The 15,767-nt window shown below is 61.6% G+C and carries 17 protein-coding genes and 1 pseudogene; 7 read left to right on the top strand and 11 right to left on the bottom strand.

Annotation, left to right across the window (positions count from 1 at the left end; all coding sequences use genetic code 11):
* Window positions 1–226 precede the first annotated feature (226 nt).
* From LB543_RS05600 to LB543_RS05590, 3 genes are all read left to right on the top strand, one after another.
* Window positions 227–562, top strand: a complete 336-nt coding sequence (locus LB543_RS05600) for an ArsR/SmtB family transcription factor (protein WP_140764933.1) — start codon at window positions 227–229, stop codon at window positions 560–562.
* A gap of 285 nt (window positions 563–847) precedes the next feature.
* Window positions 848–1,486, top strand: a complete 639-nt coding sequence (locus LB543_RS05595; protein ID WP_224596091.1) for a helix-turn-helix domain-containing protein — start codon at window positions 848–850, stop codon at window positions 1,484–1,486.
* A gap of 51 nt (window positions 1,487–1,537) precedes the next feature.
* On the top strand, window positions 1,538–2,053 hold the full coding sequence (locus LB543_RS05590; RefSeq protein ID WP_224613355.1) for a GNAT family N-acetyltransferase: 516 nt from the start codon (window positions 1,538–1,540) through the stop codon (window positions 2,051–2,053).
* A gap of 34 nt (window positions 2,054–2,087) precedes the next feature.
* Here LB543_RS05590 and LB543_RS05585 read toward each other — a convergent pair whose 3' ends face one another.
* Window positions 2,088–2,297, bottom strand: a complete 210-nt coding sequence (locus LB543_RS05585; protein WP_224613353.1) for a hypothetical protein — start codon at window positions 2,295–2,297, stop codon at window positions 2,088–2,090.
* Here LB543_RS05585 and LB543_RS05580 point away from each other — a divergent pair.
* A pseudogene (locus LB543_RS05580) lies at window positions 2,287–2,472 on the top strand (hypothetical protein); the annotation flags it as partial. The gene LB543_RS05585 and the pseudogene LB543_RS05580 sit on opposite strands and share 11 nt — an antisense overlap.
* 15 nt (window positions 2,473–2,487) lie before the next feature.
* Entirely contained in the window at window positions 2,488–2,808 is a 321-nt protein-coding gene (locus LB543_RS05575) for a hypothetical protein (protein WP_181178813.1), read from the top strand.
* A 33-nt stretch (window positions 2,809–2,841) separates the two neighbouring features.
* Here the strand turns inward: LB543_RS05575 and LB543_RS05570 are convergent, their stop codons facing one another.
* The 5 genes from LB543_RS05570 to LB543_RS05550 all read right to left on the bottom strand — a co-directional run bounded on the left by LB543_RS05570 (window position 2,842) and on the right by LB543_RS05550 (window position 7,723).
* Window positions 2,842–3,864 (bottom strand): Gfo/Idh/MocA family oxidoreductase, encoded by a 1,023-nt coding sequence (locus tag LB543_RS05570; RefSeq protein WP_224613352.1) that lies wholly within the window; start codon window positions 3,862–3,864, stop codon window positions 2,842–2,844.
* A 38-nt stretch (window positions 3,865–3,902) separates the two neighbouring features.
* Window positions 3,903–4,703, bottom strand: a complete 801-nt coding sequence (locus tag LB543_RS05565) for a TIM barrel protein (RefSeq protein ID WP_224613351.1) — start codon at window positions 4,701–4,703, stop codon at window positions 3,903–3,905.
* A 20-nt stretch (window positions 4,704–4,723) separates the two neighbouring features.
* Window positions 4,724–5,524 (bottom strand): ATP-binding cassette domain-containing protein, encoded by an 801-nt coding sequence (locus LB543_RS05560; RefSeq protein WP_224613350.1) that lies wholly within the window; start codon window positions 5,522–5,524, stop codon window positions 4,724–4,726.
* A gap of 2 nt (window positions 5,525–5,526) precedes the next feature.
* Complete coding sequence (locus LB543_RS05555; protein ID WP_224613349.1) at window positions 5,527–6,648, bottom strand: ABC transporter permease; 1,122 nt, start codon at window positions 6,646–6,648, stop codon at window positions 5,527–5,529.
* 127 nt (window positions 6,649–6,775) lie between these two features.
* Window positions 6,776–7,723: a sugar ABC transporter substrate-binding protein gene (locus tag LB543_RS05550; protein WP_224613348.1), complete on the bottom strand. Its 948-nt coding sequence runs from the start codon at window positions 7,721–7,723 to the stop codon at window positions 6,776–6,778.
* 210 nt (window positions 7,724–7,933) lie between these two features.
* Between LB543_RS05550 and LB543_RS05545 the strand changes: the two genes are divergently transcribed.
* Window positions 7,934–8,926: a LacI family DNA-binding transcriptional regulator gene (locus tag LB543_RS05545; RefSeq protein WP_224613347.1), complete on the top strand. Its 993-nt coding sequence runs from the start codon at window positions 7,934–7,936 to the stop codon at window positions 8,924–8,926.
* Between the two features lie 432 nt (window positions 8,927–9,358).
* Here LB543_RS05545 and LB543_RS05540 read toward each other — a convergent pair whose 3' ends face one another.
* From LB543_RS05540 to LB543_RS05520, 5 genes are all read right to left on the bottom strand, one after another.
* Entirely contained in the window at window positions 9,359–10,219 is an 861-nt protein-coding gene (locus LB543_RS05540) for a 5'-methylthioadenosine phosphorylase (protein ID WP_224613346.1), read from the bottom strand.
* Window positions 10,220–10,282: 63 nt separating this feature from the next.
* Window positions 10,283–11,074 (bottom strand): ABC transporter permease, encoded by a 792-nt coding sequence (locus LB543_RS05535; RefSeq protein ID WP_224613345.1) that lies wholly within the window; start codon window positions 11,072–11,074, stop codon window positions 10,283–10,285.
* Window positions 11,067–11,954, bottom strand: coding sequence for an ABC transporter permease (locus LB543_RS05530; RefSeq protein ID WP_224613344.1), 888 nt, complete (start codon window positions 11,952–11,954; stop codon window positions 11,067–11,069). Before LB543_RS05530 ends, LB543_RS05535 begins: the two co-directional genes overlap by 8 nt.
* Window positions 11,951–12,988: an ABC transporter ATP-binding protein gene (locus LB543_RS05525; protein ID WP_224613343.1), complete on the bottom strand. Its 1,038-nt coding sequence runs from the start codon at window positions 12,986–12,988 to the stop codon at window positions 11,951–11,953. Before LB543_RS05525 ends, LB543_RS05530 begins: the two co-directional genes overlap by 4 nt.
* A 36-nt stretch (window positions 12,989–13,024) precedes the next feature.
* A complete protein-coding gene (locus tag LB543_RS05520; protein ID WP_224613342.1) occupies window positions 13,025–14,068 on the bottom strand; it encodes an ABC transporter substrate-binding protein in 1,044 nt (347 codons plus the stop codon).
* 214 nt (window positions 14,069–14,282) lie between these two features.
* Here LB543_RS05520 and LB543_RS05515 point away from each other — a divergent pair, with 214 nt between their 5' ends.
* Complete coding sequence (locus tag LB543_RS05515; RefSeq protein WP_224613341.1) at window positions 14,283–15,314, top strand: LacI family DNA-binding transcriptional regulator; 1,032 nt, start codon at window positions 14,283–14,285, stop codon at window positions 15,312–15,314.
* The last annotated feature ends 453 nt before the right edge of the window (window positions 15,315–15,767 follow it).

The following is a 15,767-nucleotide window of genomic DNA, read 5'->3' as shown; positions in this document are numbered from 1 at the left end:
GCTCTATCCTCCCATTGCGGCGGTGCTTGCGTGCAGAGCCGATGTTTGCCGCTCCCGCAGACAGCGACGTTGGCTCATCTTGCGCCCTTGCGACCGGTTGCGACTTGATGCGGGTCAAACGATCCTGCCAGTGTGGATTTCCCGCAGGGTCATCGACCCGTCGGCTTGACAGGCGACAGCATCGGGCCAATATTATGCGCAACTGTTAATATTCTAATGTGTTCATATGCGCAATAAGAAAGTCGCCGAATTGGACAAGAGGGCGCGCGAGGCATCCGAACTGCTCGCGGCAATGGCCAATGAAAAACGGCTGATGATCCTGTGCCACCTGCTGGACGGCGAGACGTCCGTCAACGAACTGGCGGACCTTGTCGCGATGAACCAGTCGGCGCTGTCGCAGCAACTGTCGAAGCTCAGGGCATTGAAGCTGGTCGACACCCGCCGCGACGCCCAGCAGGTCTACTACCGCCTGGCTTCGGAGGAGGTGGAACGCATACTCCAGACGCTCTACGGCATCTACTGCGACCCCGAGACGAAAACGGCCAAAGCCAAGCGTGGGTGACGTCCGCCAGCACGGCTGGCGCGAGGGTCGGAGCCTGCCCTGCCTTACGCCGATTTCCTCAATCGGCCGGCTGCATGGCATCGCGGAACTAGCCATGGTCGAAGACGCTCGACAAGGTGTGTGCGTCAAGTTCTGCAAAATTGGGCGGCCCTGGAAGGCCATGCAGTCGCCAGTGCATCGAATCGGGCTGAACTGACTAGGTAGTATCCCTTAGGGACATAACCGAATTTCGCGATCTGCGGATTCGCGCGATTGCTGTGTCACGGACCAACCGGGGAGACAGCCATGTACGCTCGACAGATCGCCAAGATTGAACTGCCGACACAGCCGAGCCCTTTCGCTCTCCTCGACGGGGCTATGGCGCAACCAGTCAGCTTCTTCCCGGCCGGCACGGAGATCTACGCCCAGGGCGAAAAGGCCGGGCCTCTTTACCAGGTCGAGTTCGGCGCCGTGCGTGTGTACCGGCTGCTGGCTGACGGCCGCCGGCAGATCAGCGCCTTTCATATGGCCGGAGAGACTTTTGGCTTCGAGGCCGACGCCACGCATCATTTCTTCGCAGAGGCAATCAACGCGACCGGTATCCGCGTTGTCCGGATCGCCGCGGCCGCGGACATGTCCCGCCAGTTGCTGCCGCTGGCGCTCAAGGGTTTGATCAGAGCCCAGGAGCATCTGCTGGTCCTCGGCCGCCAGAACGCCATCGAACGGGTCGCCGCATTCCTGGTCGACATGACGGAACGTCAGGGCGGCTTGCGCCAGGTCGAATTGCCGATGTCGCGCCTGGATATTGGCGACTATCTCGGCCTCACCATCGAGACCGTGTCGCGGGTCTTCACCCGCCTGAAGGACAAAGGCGTCATTCGCCTGCTCGGCCTGCGCAGCATCGAAATCCTCAAGCAGGACGTGCTTTTGGACATGGGCGAATAACCGCCCTCGCCGCTGCGATGAAGCCAGACCACAGACCAAGGATCAGATGCAATGAACAAGACGCTCACCACCCACACGGGATTCCGTTTCCAAGTGCGCGGCGCGCGCCCCGAGGACGAGCCGGCATTGGCCGAGTTTTTCACCCATGTGACGCCTGAAGATCTGCGCTTCCGCTTTCTCGGCGCCGTGCGGGAAGTTTCGCACGAACGGCTGGTTGCCATGACGCGCTCGGATGATGCTCATATCCATAACTTCCTTGCATTTGCACCAGACGGAATGTTGATCGCGGTAGCGACGCTCGCCAGCGATCCGGCCGACCGGCGTGGCGAGGTCGCAATCTGCATTCGCGACGACCGCAAGCACCTGGGTGTCAGTTGGGAGTTGCTCGCCCACATTGCCCGCCATGCGGATGATCAGGGTCTCGACATGATCGAGTCGATCGAAAACCGGGAAAACCACGCAGCAATCGAGCTCGAGCGCGAGATGGGCTTCACAATCACGACGGACCCGGATGACGCAACACTCGTGCTGGTCCAGCGCAAGCGTGGCGCCAAGTTGCCGAAGTAAGGTGCGGCAGCGGCCCCAGCAGCTTGCGGACCACTCAGACGGTGTTCAGCGCGCGAGCCACGGGCTGTTCCTCGTCAGCCGGAACGACGAGAATGTCGACGCGGGAATGTCGCGCGCTGACACTCCGTGCACCTTTCCGATTCCAATCATCATCGAGCTCGACCCCAAGCCATGCGGCTGACGCGCAGATCTCGTGCCGGATCAATGGCGCGTGTTCACCGATGCCAGCGGTGCAGCCCGGCACCCCGGCCTATTGCACGGAACTGACGGCGAATGAGCTAAAGTCGGCGCTGCGGTCGGCCGAACACCCTCGCGCCAATCGCGACGCTCTCCTCAGGGAATTCATGGCAGCCGGCGGCAGACTGACGCACGACGAAATCGTCACCCCCGGCGGTGACTGCGTGATCACCGAAGCCTGAAATTGCTGAAAGGAAGTGATCGACCTGTCGCTATGGCAGCTACTGACCTGCCCGCCTAGCGTCCGCTTCGTGACGCCGTCGGAGTTCCTCGCGGAAAACGCTTCTTGCCTCCTTCAGGCTGCGCTTGCCGAGAAGCCTGGCGAACCTGGCGACGGTCGTCTTCGAGACGCCGGCGCTGGCAGCAATCTCGAGCGCACTGTCGAAAGCCAGAAGTTCAGGACGCGAAAAGGCGACGGCGGCGAGTTTTTCGACTTGCGGCGGGAAAACGAGCTCGCGACAAGCAATCCCTCCTTTCAGATCCGCAAAGGTCGCCGACCGATTGGTGCCGTGATCTGAAACCGACATGTCCCACCACCTTCGCGCAATCCTTCAGATCTCGCTAATCGACACGGTGCGCCGCTCTTCCACCGACTTGATGCATGCCAGAGCGATCGCAAGCGCGGTGCGCGCGTCCTGACCGGTCGGCCCTTTGACCACGCCGCTGCGAACCGCGCCTACGAAGGAGGCAAGCTGCGCGGTGTAGCCGTGCACGAAATGATCGGTGTCGCGCCGCCACGTATCGCTGGAGACGCCGTTTTTGTCGAAGAGGGTCATGCTCGAGCGGCGCACGTCGCCCATGGTGATCATGCCGCCCGAACCGAAGACTTCGCCACGAATATCGTAGCCGTACAGGGCGGAAAAATTGGCTTCGGCTACGGCGATCGACCCGTTGTCGAAGCGGATTGTGACGACGGCCGTGTCGTGGAAGCCTTTGTCCTTGGCATCGGGGCGCACGAGCGCATCGGCGATTGCCGTGACCTCGACCGGCCGAGCTGCGGGGTTGAGCCAGATAAGCGTGTCGAAGTCGTGGATCAACGTCTCGTAGAAGATCGTCCACCGTGGCGTCTTTTCCGGATTGCCGCCATAAGGGCCGGGATCGCGCGTCAGCGACCGGATCAATTGCGGCGTACCCACCTTGCCCGCATCGATCGCGGCGCGTCCTTCGGCGAAAGCCTGATCCCAGCGGCGGTTGAAGCCTACCTGGAGCGGCACGCGAGCGCTGGACGCGGCGGCGATGGCGCGATCGGCCTCTTCGAGGGTCAGTGCCATAGGCTTTTCGCAGAAGACGGCCTTGCCGGCCACGGCCGCCTGAACGGCGAGGCTGGTGTGGAAGCGTGCCGGCGATGCAATGATGACGGCTTCGACCGCCGGATCGGCGAGCACCGACGACACGTCGGTCGCGGCGGTTGGCACGTCCAGATTTCTGGCGAGTGCCTGCGCCGCGCCCTCGGCCGGATCTGCGATCGCGACCAGATTTGCGTCGACAAGCCGGCGCACAACGGTTTCAGCGTGGAAGGAACCGATGCGGCCAGCCCCGATCAGGGCGATGTTCACGGGGCGTTGGGCAGGCATTTGATACTCCGAAATTCAATTGACGAGAAAAGGGTGGCCTAGCAGGTGAAAGCCTGGCGGAAGCGACTGAGCGCGAGCTCGTCGTCGCCCGACGGCCAGGCCTCCATGCCGATGACGCCGCGGTAGCCCATCTGGTAGAGGGCGCGGGCGATGGCGGGGTAGTTGATTTCTCCGGTACCCGGTTCGTTGCGGCCGGGAACATCGGCCACTTGGATCTCCCCGATGTGGGGAAGCGCAAGGCGGCAGAGCTCGATCAGATTCCCTTCGCCGATCTGCGCATGGTAGAGGTCGAGGTTGAGCTTGAGCGACGGCCGGTTGACCGACGCGACGAGCGCGATCGTGTCGGCCGCCTTGGCGAACGGTGTTTTCGGGTGGTCGACAGCCTCGTTGAGGTTCTCGAGCACGAAGGTCACGCCTTCCTGCTCGCCAAGGTCGGCGATGCGATTGAGCGTATCGCGGGCCTTGAGCCACATTTGGCCGGTCACGACTTCGGACTTGACGACCGGCAGCCCCTGCCCGTCGAGCCCCGTGCCATGAAGGTTGAGCCGCGGGCAATTCAGCTCCTTGGCGACCGGTATGGAGAGTTTCGCCGTCCTGATCAGCTCGTCCGCAACCGCGTCATCGGCGAGCGTGCCTGTCACATAGCCGGTCATCGAGGAAAACGAGGCTCCAGACCTGGCAAGCGCGGCAATGTCGTGCTTCGTCCAGTCCCAGATCTCGGCGGCGAAGCCAAGTTCGGTGATCCGCGCGAGGCGATCGAGCACAGGTAGCGAGCGGAACACCATCTCCGCGCAAACCGCCAAGGTGAAGGGTCCCGCGGTCTCAAGGGCCGTTGTCATCATCAATATCCCGTTCGAGGTTAGATCGTTCCGCCGAGCTCGTCGGACAGGGTCTGCAGTTCCTTGCCGCCGGCCATCATGTTTTGCAGTTCATCGATGCCGATCTCGCCTTTGGCGCAGGTGCCAAGCGTCTTGCCCCGGTTGAGCACGGTGAACCGGCTGCCGACAGCATAGGCATGACGGACATTGTGGGTGATGAAGATCACGCCTAGGCCCTTCTGCTGAACCTGATGGATGTATTTCAGCACCATCGATGTCTGGGCGACGCCCAGCGCCGAAGTCGGTTCATCGAGAATCAGGACCTTGGCCCCGAAGTAGACGGCGCGCGCGATGGCCACGCATTGCCGCTCGCCGCCCGAGAGCGTGCCGACCGCCTGGTTGGGGTCGCGGATGTCGATGCCAATCTTGCGCATCTCCTCATGCGTCACGGCATTGCAGTGCTTGAAGTCGATGTGACGGAATGGCGGGATGCCCTTGAGCGGCTCGCGGCCCATGAAAAAATTGCGGGTGATCGACATCAGCGGGATCATCGCCAGATCCTGATAGACCGTGGCAATGCCGGCATCGAGCGCGTCGCGAGGGCTGTTGAAGGTGACACTTTTGCCCTCGACGAGGATGTCGCCGCTGGTCGGACGAACAACGCCGGAAAGCGTCTTGATGAGCGTCGACTTGCCGGCGCCATTGTCGCCCAGCAGGCACAGCACCTCGCCTTGCGACACCTTCATCGAAACGCCCGACAGCGCGATGACGGAACCATAGTGCTTGACGATGTTGTTGACCTCGATGACGGGCGGCGAGGTCACTGTCTTGCCATCAGCCATGATCAGCGCTCCCCTGTCACCTTGCGGCGGATGAAGTTGTTGAAGAGGACGGCCAGAAGCAACATCGAGCCCAGGAACACCTGGAACCAGTCGGAGTCGAACTGGGTGTATGTCAGGCCGATGGAGACGAGGCCGAAGATGATGGCGCCGAAGAAGGCGCCGATCGCCGAGCCATAGCCGCCAGTCAGCAGGCTGCCGCCGATGACGGCCGCAATGATGGCCTCGAATTCCTTCTGAAAGCCGCGGCGCGCGTCCGTCGAGCCTGCATCCAGCACAGTGATGATGGCAACGAGCGCCGCCGCGCACGCCGTCAGGGCGAAGAGCCCCGTCTTCACGCGGTCGACAGGCACGCCGGAATTTCTCGCCGCGACCGGATCGCCGCCTGCCGCGAAGATCCAGTTGCCGACGCGCGTGCGCAGTAGCATCCAGGTGGCGACCCCCGTGATCCCGACGAACCAGAGAACCGAGACCGGCACACCCGTCACCTTGGGCACGCCATTGTCGAATTTCTCGATGAGATCATGCTCGGCCAGCCAGTTGAACAAGGGTTGGAAGGCGACGCCCGAAAACACCTGCTTCAGCAATCCGTCGCCGACGACATCCTCTATCCCGCGCAGTTGGGTCGAGCCGCCAGTCGCCCATTTGAGGCCGACCAGGGTCAGGCCACGCAGGATGAACAGGAAGGCAAGCGTAACGATGAACGAGGGCAGCCGCGTCCTGATGACGATCTGCCCGTTGACCGCGCCCATGACGGCCGCAAGCAGCAGCGTGAAGACGATGGAGATCCAAAGCGACTGACCGAAATTGGTCAACAGCGCGCCGAAGATCAGGCCGGTGAAGGCCACCATCGAGCCGATCGAAAGATCGAACTCGCCGCCGATCATCAAGAGCGAGGCGGCGATGGCCAGGATCCCCAGTTGCGACGCCGGCGCCAGGATGGTCATCAGGCCGGAAAGCGAAAACATCGAGGGGTCGGCGGTGAAGAAGAAGAACACCACCACCAGGACCAGCCCGGCGACGGCGCCGAGCTCGGGCCGGCGCATCATATGTGTGAGAAAACCGACTTGCCTGATCCGCTCATCGGGTTTCGCGGCAGCGGCGCTCTGTTGTTCGATCTGAGCCATGATTCCTCCCGATAGCGTGCGAAGTTGCCGAGGTGCTCGTGTCCGGACGGTGTTGCGGAACTTGCGGCTGGCGGTCGAGCGCCCTCCCCGAAACCGGGGAGGGACCGTCGACAATCGGATGCTTGATTCAGCGAATGCCCTTGGCCGACAATTCGACGACCTGCGCCGCCTTGTCCTTGGTGATCAGGTTCGGACCGGAAGGCACGTTGCCGCCCGGGATCAGGCCGTATTTCGCATAATTCGCCAGGAAGACGACCGGCAGATATCCCTGCAGGAACTGCTGCTGGTCGATGGCAAAGGCGGCGTCGCCTGCCGCGACCGCCTTCAGGAAGTCCGCCGAAAGGTCGAAGGTGGCGACATTGATCTTGCCGAGCTTGCCGACATCCTTGACGGCGGCCAGCGACGGTTCGCCGGCGGTGCTGGCGCCGAGCGCCATGATCGTGTCGATGTCCCCGTTCGCGCTCAATGCCGCCTTCACCTTGGCGCGGACGTCGGCGGGATCATTGGAAACCGGCAGAACCTTCACTTTGCCTGCAAAGCCGTCGCCGAAGCCCTTGCAGCGCTGGTCGAGCGCGACATTGCCGACTTCCTGGTTGACGCAGATGGCCGTCTTGCCGCCCATCTCCTTCAGCTTCATTCCCGCCGCCTTGCCGGCGCTATACTCGTCCTGGCCGACATGCAGGAGAGCGCCGAGCGACTGCGAAACATCGGAGCCGGAATTTATCGAGATGACCGGGATTCCGGCAGCGACCGCCTTCTTGATCGAGGGCCCAAGCGCGGAAGCGTCCGGAATCGAGACGATCAGCCCGTTCGGCTTCTGATTGACCGCCGCGTTAATCAGCTGGCTCATCGCCACCATGTCGAACGTCTCGGGCGCGCGATAGTCGACCTTGACGCCGACATCCTTGGCGCCCGCCGTCACGCCGTTCTTTACGACCGACCAGAACGGGTCGTTGGCCTGGCCATGGCTGACGACGATGATCTTGACGTCCTTTGCCGAAGCGATCTGGGCACCAGTCACAAGGCAGCCGAGCACGGCCGCGCCAAAGGCAAGCTTCCTCACTATCGATTTCATTTCGATTCCTCCAAATGGGCGCAGCTTAGCGGCGCCCCTCCTCCATCTTTCGGCGCATTCACACGCGCCGATGCTCCCGTCTGGCTACCTCTTTGCTACCGGTAGCAAACGTGCATATTCATAGCGGCGGGCGAAGGAATGTCAACGTCCATTTCATTTTGCCGTAAAATGAAATAGGCATTCCATATGACGACGCGGGCGGGAAGAGTGATGGCTAAGAGGGCGACTGCAAGAGACGTCGCGGAACAGGCGGGCGTCTCCAAATGGACGGTCATTCGCGCCTTCACGCCGGGGGCGTCGATCACCGAGAGCAGCCGTGCCAAGGTCATGGTTGTCGCGGAAAGGCTGAACTACCGGCCCAACCTGCTCGCCCGAAGCCTTGCGACCAATCTTACGCATCAAGTGGCCGTTCTCGTCGACGACTTCGAAAATCCCTACAAGCTGTCGTTCCTCGAGCGGCTAACTCTCGAACTTCAATCGGAAGGTCTCGTTGCCGTCCTGATCAACATCAACGAGCATTTCGACCACGTGCATGCGCTTCTCAACGCCGATCAGCGCCAGCTGGATGCCGTGATCATGTGCGGCACCGCTTTCAGAACCGAAATGCTGCAGGATATCAGGCTGGACGGAGCGGCCCCGATGTTCGTTCTGGCACGCGACAGCCAGATCCCCGGCGTGCCTGCGATCAACTGCGACACCACCCTGGCCATCAAGGACCTGTGCAGGCATCTGCATGGAAAAGGATACCGACGCCCGGGCTTCATGGCCGGACCAAAGACTTTGTCGACCGCGCTTGGCCGGCATCGGGGCTTCAAGGCATTCTGGAAGGCTCACGGCATCGCCGAGATGCCGGAACTGGTGGCGCACCATTATAGCGCGGCCTCGGGCGCGGAGGCTGTGCGGCGCTATCTGAACGAGGTATCGCCCGCTGATCGCGTTGACGTCCTGCTGTGCGAAAACGATGTCCTGGCCTTCGGGGCGATGGACGTCATCCGCAGCGAGTTCGGCTTGAAGGTGCCGGCGGACATCGCCGTGGCGGGCTTCGATAACACGCTGTTCGCTGCCGCGCCGGCCTATGATCTAACGACATACGAACAACCCGTCGAGGCAATGGTGAAGGCAACCGTTGCCATGATCTTGGGCCGCGAGCCCAAGAAGACGGTGATCATTCCCGGACGACTGGTCGTGCGCGGATCCGCGTGACGCCAGGCAGGTGCCGGTAGGCATCTGTTCCGTGCGAAGGAGGCGTTCTGACCGCCGCGAAGTCGCCTATTGGTGTTCGGACGCTCGCGCGACGACGAACAATGATGTTCCAACTGAAAGTCGACATTGGCTCCTGACCCAACAGCTATAGACCGGCGCGCTGTAGCTCGAACCGGACCTTGGCTTCGGAAACGGCTGGAACGCTCTGCTGGTTGAGGCGACTTCAGGCCCTGGCAAGATTCAGGATTTGCAGGAAGCCGCGCCGCAGTCTCAAGCGCTACCCGCGAGGCTATCATTGAGAGGTCGGTAACACGTCCCGATCGCGGAAAGCCGTTTGGGGCGCTCTCAATTTTGGTGCGGTCGCCCGCAGACGCAACTGGTTTGACGATATAGGCGCTCCTCGTGAGTGACCAGTCAAACTCCCTCGCTGCCTCAGAACCGGGTAAGGCGCTCTGCGGGTTGTGGCGACTTCAAACCCTGGCATGAGCACTCCGGATCAGCCGGCAATCTTGCGGCAGTTTCCAGCGCAACTCGCGATGCTGTCATAGAGAGGCTTGGCAACACGTCGTCCTGAAGCAATTCCTGGCGATTGCGGTCCATATAATCGTTGAAGCCCGCCGTCACGAACGCACAAGGCACGAAACAGGCACCGATCTCGCGCGACAAGGTCGCTTCGGGGGCAATCGAATGGTTGAGCACATCAGCCCCCATGCTTCGAAACGCCAGGGCTTCGGCCGGACTTGTCAGCCTCGGCCCGTAACAGTGGGCAGCCACCAACTGCTGTTCGATACCATGAACACGGCATTCGCGCGGCCAATGACGGCGGGCGGTTTCCACCAGAACGGCCGCGCACCTTGGGCATACGATCTGCTTGCCCGAGCAGTCGAAACTCTGGCGCCCGGGAAGCAGTGAAAACGGCGTCTGCGTCAGTTCGATGATATCGGCGGCCACCACCATGTCGCCGGGCTTGATCGCCTTGTTGACGGCGCCAATGGTCGAGCAGGACAGAACCTGCCGGACACCAGCTCGCATCAACACCCAGAACGCGCGGCGATGGCAGGAATGGTCGATATGGTCGCGAGGGTTGCCGTGCGAATACATACATAGCGCCTGTTTCGTTTTGCCTTCGGCGGTAATCGAGGCATCGAACTCGATGAGCTTCCAGTGGTCGGTGCGGCCAAAGGGTGTCTCAAAGCTCATATCGCGCTGTAAGGTGCGCACGCCGTCGACTTCGACATCCTCCGGAAAGGCCAGTCCCCAGTTTGCCGAGCCGGTGATGATCGCCAGCCCCACCTTGGGTATGTCTGTCGAATGATCGGCTGCGATAGGATTGATTGGCATGGTTTTCGGTCTCAGTCAGGATTTTTGGCGAAGGGTAACGATCAGGATGACGGCCACGACAATGGCGGTCCACAATGTCGAGATCGCCGCGATGGTCGGATCGATCTGGTCGCGCAGCGACAGGAACATGAGTTTCGGCAGCGTGCTGTTTCGACCACTCGCGACGAAGATCGAGATGACAGACTCATCGAGCGAGGTCAGGAAGGCCATCAATGTCGCCGACAACAGGCTGATTTGAAGTTGCGGAACGATGATGCCGCCAATGGATCTGGTCCAGTCGGCGCCCAGGCTGCGCGCCGCCTGAACCTGGTTCCAGTCGAAGCGGGCAAGAGCGGGCGCCAACACAATGCAGGCGACCGGGACGGCCAGCACCACATGCCCGACCAGCACGCCGAACAGCGTTCCGACCAGGCCTTGCGCCGCCAGCACGAAGAAGAGGCCTATCGCAAGCAGGATTCCCGGCACGATGGAGGGGGTGAGCAGCACGCCCTGAATGGTCGCGGCGGCCTTGCCGCCGAGCCTGTTCATCGAGATGCAGGCCAGTAGCGCCAGCGGCACCGCAACCGCCGCCGTCAAGGTCCCAAGAATCAGGCTCGTCCTCAGCGCGGCCATCCATGTGGCTGAGCCGAAGAAGTTCTCATACCAGCGCAACGAATAGGCGCGCGGCGGAAACTCGAGAAGGTCGGACGCCGAAAAGGAGAGCGGCACGACGACAAGCGTCGGCAGTATCAAGAACGCCATGACAAGCGCGGAAAAGCCCCATAGAAGGACGCGAGCGAGCCTGTTGTCCAGATAGGCCTCAAGCATGGGCCGTGCCCATCTTGTTGTGTGCCATCAGCCGTCTTGCCGTCAGGAACATCACAGCGATCATCGCCATGAGCACGAGGAGCAAAATGCCCAGGACGCTCGCCGAGCCCCAATCCTGGAAAGTCGACAGCGTGCGTTCGATCCGGATGGACAGCGGATTCACCTTGCCGCCGCCAAGCACCGCTGGCGTGATGAAGAAACCGATCGTGTAGATGAAAACAATGATCGAACCCGAGAAGATGCCGCCGGCCGAAAGCGGCAGAATGACCGTGCGGATCACTTGCCCGAGCGTAGCGCCCATGCTGGCAGCGGCGCGAATGAGGTTTGTGTCGATATCGCGCATCGCGGCGTAAACGGGCAGCAGAAACAGCGGCAGCATGTAGTGAACCATGCCGATGAGCGTGCCGGTGAAATTGTAGACCAGCGGCAGTGGCTCCGCGGTCAGCCCTGAACCCGTCAAAGCCGCGTTGATCAAGCCATCACGCCGCAACAGCACGAGCCAGCCATATGTGCGCACAAGAATAGAGGTCCACAAAGGCAGCATGACGAAGGCCATCAGCACGTTGGCCACCCTTGGTCTGGCACTGGCCAGAGCCAGCGCCAGCGGAGTGCCGAGAAGGATGCAGGCCGCCAGCGTGCCCAGCGACAGTTCAAGGGTTGTGACAAGCGCCGCCCACGTCAGCCCACTCGACAGGACCTTCTCGTAGTTGCCGACGGTGTATTCCCCAGCCGTAGTCAGGAAGGATTGCCGGATGATCCAAAGGAGCGGCAGTATCGCCGCCAGTCCAACGATGAAAAGCGCCGGAAGCGACAGCGAAAGGAAGAACCGCCGCTCGCGTCGGCCGTCCGCGGCAAGAACGGGATCGGCGGCGATGGTCACGCAATCGCTCCCGGAAGCGCGTGAACTTTCTCCGCTGGCGCATAGGCGGTCACCCGCTGACCGGCCGCAAGCTCGGCGCAGCCGCCAGCCAGTGCCGCCGGAATACACACAAGGATTTCCTGCCCACCGTCAAGCGCGAGCGTCAATAGCCAGTTGTCGCCGCGAAATGCCTTGGCGCGCAGCGTCCCCTCGAGCGCCACTCCGTCCCGGCCGACCAGACTCGCATCGAGATGCAGGCTTTCCGCACGGATCATCAGGGTCTCGCGCTGCGCTTCGGCACCGTCGATCCTGCGCGCCAGGCCCGGCGCCACGATATTGGCCTCGCCCATGAACTCCGCGACGAAGCGGGTCGATGGACGATCATAGATTCGCTGCGGCGCATCGATCTGCTGGATGCGGCCGGAATTCATCACCGCGATCCGGTCGGACATGGTCAATGCCTCGCGCTGGTCATGGGTCACATAGATGGTGGTGATCCCCAGATCGTCGTGCAGGCGCCGGATCTCGTATTGCATGGTCTCGCGCAGATTCTTGTCGAGCGCCGACAACGGCTCATCCATCAGCATCACGCGAGGTTCGAAGACGATCGCCCGCGCCAATGCCACCCGCTGCCGCTGGCCGCCGGACAGGGCGGCGACGCTGCGCTCCGACAGACCTTCCAGTTTCACGCGAGCCAAGGTGTCAAGCGCCCGCTGACGCGCCTCCGCCTTCGGTATCCTGCGCAGCGCCAGCGGATACTCGACGTTGGCGAGGACGTTCATGTGGGGAAACAGGGCGTAGTTCTGGAATACTATGCCGATCTCCCGCTTGTTGGGGGCCAGGCGGGTGATGTTGCGATCACCCAACAGGAGCTTTCCGGCATCGGGCCGGACAAAACCGGCCAGAGCCATGAGCAACGTGGTCTTGCCCGATCCGGACGGGCCCAGCAGCGTGAGGAACTCGCCGGCCCTAATATCGAGCGAAACATCGTCCAGCGCGACGTAAGACCCATAGGCCTTACGCACGCTGTCGATGGTGATCGGAAGCGATTTCATCATGCGCTCCGGCCCTGCAGTTGATGCATTGGAGCGTCAGCGGCTGATCATTTCATCGAAGGCCTTTTGTGCGGCTTCGCCGTTCTTGACCCACCAGTCGGCGTTCGAGAACACTGAAGTGCCGGCATTTTCGGGCGCCGTCGCCAGGGCCTTCAAGCGGTCCTTTGGGATAAGGCCCCCTTCATATGCGGCAGGGTTGACCGGACCATAGGCGATGAAGTCGGTGAGCTTTGCCACGCGCGCGGGCTGCGTCATCGCTGCAATGAGCTTCATGGCCGCATCCTTGTTCTGGGCTCCCTTCGGCACACCAAGGCAGTCCGTGCCGATTACGGAACCCTTGAACGTGTAGTCGACGGCGCCGCCATCTGCCTTGACCGTCTGGGCCCGTCCATTCCAGGTAACGACCAGATCCGCTTCGCCGTCTTTCAGCAACTGCGCCGACTGAGCTCCCGAGGTCCACCATACCGAGACGCTTGGCTTGATCGCCTCAAGCCGCTTGATGGCGCGCTGCAGGCCTTCCGGCGTGCTGAGCACAGGATAGACGTCCGCCGGCGTCACGCCGTCGGAGAGCAGTGCGATCTCGATCAAGTCCTGCGCATTGGCGCGCAGAGCGCGACGGTTCGGGAACTTGGCGACATCCCAGAACTCCGCCCAGGTCTTCGGCGGGTTCTCGCCAAAGGTCTTGGTATTCCAAGACATGACGGTGCCGTAGGAGTCGAACGGATAGCAATAGTCCGACTTTGCGCCGGCCGGCACGGACTTGGGATCGATGATCTTGTAGTCAAGCGGCTCCAGCAGCGACTGTGCAGCCGCCTGCGCGCCTTCCGGTGAACCGAGATGGATGATGTCGGTGGTGACCGCACCCGAGGTGACCTGCATCTTCAACGCGGCAAGGCCGTCGCTCTGCGTCTCCTCGCGGACATCATAGCCAAGCTCTTTGGCGGCGGGTTCCCACATGGCTTCCTTCATGGCCTTGCCGTAGTCGCCGCCGGCGGTGGTGATGGTGACCGTTTGAGCATAGGCGGGCAAGGCAGCCGAGACTGCGATCAAGGCCAGGGAAATGCGTGGTAGCCAGGACATGGGTTCTCCTCCTCCAGGATTCATCAAAATGTCGCTTAGGTGGGGTTTTTATTAATCGTAACGTTACGATTGCAGTGAAATGCAATGGAGTCAAGCGGCTTTCAAATGGACCATTCGGTTGTGGTGGCGTTGGATTTGACCGTCAGGTCGAATCCGGTAACGTTACGAAGCTCGGCAAAATCAGCCGACGCTTCCGCAAATCAAGTCGGGCGACATGGCCAATCTAAAACAGATAGCGGCGGAACTTTCTCTTTCGGTAACCACCGTATCGCGCGCTCTGAAGGACGGGCCGGAAGTGCATCCCTCGACCGTGGCGCGGGTCAAGGAGGTGGCCAAGCGCGTCGGCTACGTGCCGGATCATCACGGTCGCGCGCTCAAAACCGGACGGACCATGACGCTGACGGCAGTGCTGCCGATGGAGACGAGCGATTACTTGTCCGATCTGGCCAAGCTTCCCCTGATCGAGGGCATGACGCTGGCGGCGCGGCAAACGGGCTATAGCCTGTCCATATATTCCACCACACCAGACGACGATCCGGTCGAAAGCATGCGGCGCCTGCTCCAGGCGCACAGCGCGGACGGACTGGTCATCACGCGCATGGTCTCGGGCGATCCGCGCGTCAAGCTGCTGCTCGACCGGGGCATGCCGTTCGTCACCTTCGGCAGAACCGATCTGGACATCGCCTATCCCTATGTCGATATCGACAATGAGCAGATCGCCTACGAGGCGACCCGACGGCTGATGGGCAAGGGCTGCCGACGTATTGCGCTGCAACTTCTCGTGCCGAAAGACCAGGCGAGCGCCAAGCGTCTGGCAGGCTATCAAAGAGCGATTGCCGAGGCCGGCATTGCGGTCGACCAATCGCTGATCGGCCACGGCACATTCACGATAGAATCGAGCGCAGCTTGGTTCGATCGCCTGCTGGCATCGTCAGATCCGCCGACTGGCCTGGCATGCGCCAATGAACTGGGCCTTCTTGGAGCGTTGCACGCACTCGGCCGGCGGGGCCTTGAGCCGGGCCGCGACGTCCACATCGTCGCCCGCGACAACACACGTCTGGCGCGCTTCCTGCCGGCGAAGATCGGCGTTCATTCCGTCGACATGGCCGCGGTTGGGCGGACACTTGTCGAAGTGCTGGAGAGGAGAATCACTAATCCGGCGGGGCCGATGGAGACAATCTTGTTCAAAGGTGAATTCGACCCTGGTGAACAGGCGGGATGCACGAACAATTTGGCAGTTGATTGAAACCGCCGCCATGTATTCGAAGTATCTCAGTTCCGTGAATCGTCACCGATTGCCTCTCGATTGACGCGGTGGAGTTTCCCCCACAATCATAGCCACGGAACTTCGCAACCCGGCTGCGCGCGACCGTATGATGAAGACCATGGGAGCGAAAAATCCAAAGAGCTCCCCGCGTCTCTACCTGCGTCTGATAGCGCCCGGGAAATGTCTGCTTCCGAGCAGCAGCAAAACTGGCCTCTACGTCGAAGATAGGCGCGAAGCCGTCGTTCAACAGGCGCAGCGAGAACGACGGCCATAAATAATGGTTCTGCGGAAGCCCCCTTCCAAGTCAGGATAACGCAGCTGCAATGACCATTGCGACACGGTTGCTGTTTTCGCACTAGAGCGGGATGAGATTAGCTTTGGTCATAGCCTGAGTTTTCGAAGTAGTGTGAGCACTCTGTCGGTGTGACGCGG

This window comes from Mesorhizobium sp. ESP7-2 (assembly GCF_020164715.1).
In the GTDB taxonomy this organism is placed as follows: domain Bacteria; phylum Pseudomonadota; class Alphaproteobacteria; order Rhizobiales; family Rhizobiaceae; genus Mesorhizobium.
The sequence above is the reverse complement of the archived record's forward strand: the minus strand, read 5'-3'. Positions and strand labels throughout refer to the sequence as shown.